Raw genomic sequence first — 2,193 nt, 5'->3', positions numbered from 1 at the left:
TAGAAATATGCTCCTTTACGCACTATGCAATCAGGTCAATAGCTTTTCTTAACTCAGCCCATTCTGGCAACCACGTGGAAATATCTTCTTGCGATCGTTGAATAGCACTCAAGATTTTTTCACGAAATGCCCAACCACCAATGAGGCTATTGTTCTTTAACCAAGTATCCATAGCCCATAACAAATCTTTACCTGAGTAAAAATATAAAAAATGCTGGCAACGAGTTCCTTGCTGTTAACATTCCTGCTTGTACTGAGTAAAAGATTTTAATACAATATCTTTTTGAATTCCTTGGGTTGCTGTGTAATAATCTATTGTTTCACAAATGCCATCTACACATGAGATTTCATCAAGTTTTTCTGGGAACAAGTGTTTTTCCTTGCCCCGTTCTAATCCAAACGCTGAACTTAGATTCGAGAGCCGGCGTCGATTAGATGCAAGGGCGGTTCGGGCCGCTTGATAAATGGAGATAGTTTCGCTAGCATGTTTTAGTTCTTGAGTATAATCTTTCATATTAATGATACTATTCCCAAGAGCTCGCTCTATAACCAATGGATCTAACAAATAATTTTCTATCTCTTTCCGCTCCCAGCGCCATCCAAAATGTATTCTGCCATGATCTGCGTCCCATCGCCTAGGCTTATTAATAGGAATAATACAATCTTTTATAAAATCTCCATCCAAAATTCCATAAACAGTATCTCTTCCTAATGCTTCTCTGCGCGCTACAATTCTCTCCCCCATCCCATATTTACCTCCTAGGGGCTTAACTTCGCATGTCCCTCCAAGAAGCTTTCCTAAAACACGAACGTCCGGACTACCCGGCCCTCCTTCACAGAATAGTATACTTACAGGCATAATTTACCTCCACTAAGGCGATAAATCTCTTCGGGACTGCATAGTGATGAAATCGATTCGGAGTGCGTTGTAAGCAAGAATTGGCAATCCAAACCAATATTCGGCAATGAGTTAAGAAGGGACTGTGCCAATGGAGGGTGAAGGTTTAGGTCAACTTCATCTATGAGCACTACCGAGTTCCTTATCTGCATCCGAACAAATTCAAATAGCATAGGGAATATCGACTGCTCACCAGCTGACATTTCTTCTATATCATAGCTTCTGTTACCATCCGATAGGGTGAAATAGTATTCCTCTGGAGTGGGATTACCAGACTTGAACATGGGTTCTAATCCGCGAAATGATCTTCCTGGAAAAACCTTTTTGTAACTATTCTCAAGCTCCTGTAGCCAATCTGGACCGCCATCTTCTCCAGCTAACTGATTTAATTTCCAACCGTTTAAATAGCGGCGTAGGCGTGCAACCCCGATATCATATGATACTCTTCCTGACTGATTTTCTTCTACCTCCTGAAGTGGTGAAGTTGCCAGGTTTCTATATTGGTCAAACCAAAACAGCCCAGGCAGCTTAGGAAAATAATCCCTTGCCCAATATGACGTTTTGATTAAATCTGCAGCATAAAATCTACCTTTGAATTGATATAAGTATTCTTTCTTCTTTTTGCCTGCTTCATCTTCTGCCTCGATCCATTCTCCATGTAGGCGGACCGTAAGCATTTTTCTTTCACCAGGAAGTACTTTACTAGGCGGCTTTCTAAGTTCCAACCATTTTTGGGCAACCGTCCTAGTTGTCTGTATTTCCTCATCCGAAAAATGAATATCCAGTTCGATTAAAGGTTTACCCCACTTTTCGTAACGACCTGGTACCCAACCCTGCCAATCAAATTCTGATATACTTCTTATTTTTCCAGATATCATTGATAAACATAATGCCACTGCCTGTAATACAGTAGTTTTACCCGTTCCATTATCACCAAGAATCAGAAACTGATTGGCAATATCCCCTGTCATTTTGTTTCTAACATCAATATCTAAAGTCTTAAATCGCTTAAGGTTTTCAATTCGTATTCTCGAAACCTTCATAATATCTCTCCAATTTTTCATTAATAATAATACCGCTAGGTTTTTTAAATACCTTCATTGAATAATTTACCATGCAGTAGAAAATGCTAATATGATGCATATATAACTATATTACTTATTATACCACCAACGCGTACTGTTTTAACGGTTATGTTGAAAATTTATACCCAAAAATTAGTATACCAATCATAAAATTATATCTGCGATTTATCTACGTCATTTATACCATTTATTTCCAAAGTAATCTTTAGG

General features: G+C 38.7%; 2 protein-coding genes. Both read right to left on the bottom strand.

The features are described 5' to 3' along the window. Positions 1 to 235: 235 nt before the first annotated feature. Positions 236 to 745 carry a hypothetical protein gene (locus ALO_RS00010; protein ID WP_139025278.1) on the bottom strand — a complete coding sequence of 170 codons (510 nt, stop codon included), beginning with the start codon at positions 743 to 745 and terminating at the stop codon, positions 236 to 238. Positions 746 to 849: 104 nt separating this feature from the next. After that, positions 850 to 1,941, bottom strand: a complete 1,092-nt coding sequence (locus ALO_RS00005; protein ID WP_004091536.1) for an AAA family ATPase — start codon at positions 1,939 to 1,941, stop codon at positions 850 to 852. Positions 1,942 to 2,193: the final 252 nt, after the last annotated feature.

The sequence above is a fragment of the Acetonema longum DSM 6540 genome, from assembly GCF_000219125.1.
Taxonomy (GTDB): Bacteria; Bacillota; Negativicutes; order Sporomusales; family Acetonemataceae; genus Acetonema; species Acetonema longum.
The sequence above is the reverse complement of the archived record's forward strand: the minus strand, read 5'-3'. Positions and strand labels throughout refer to the sequence as shown.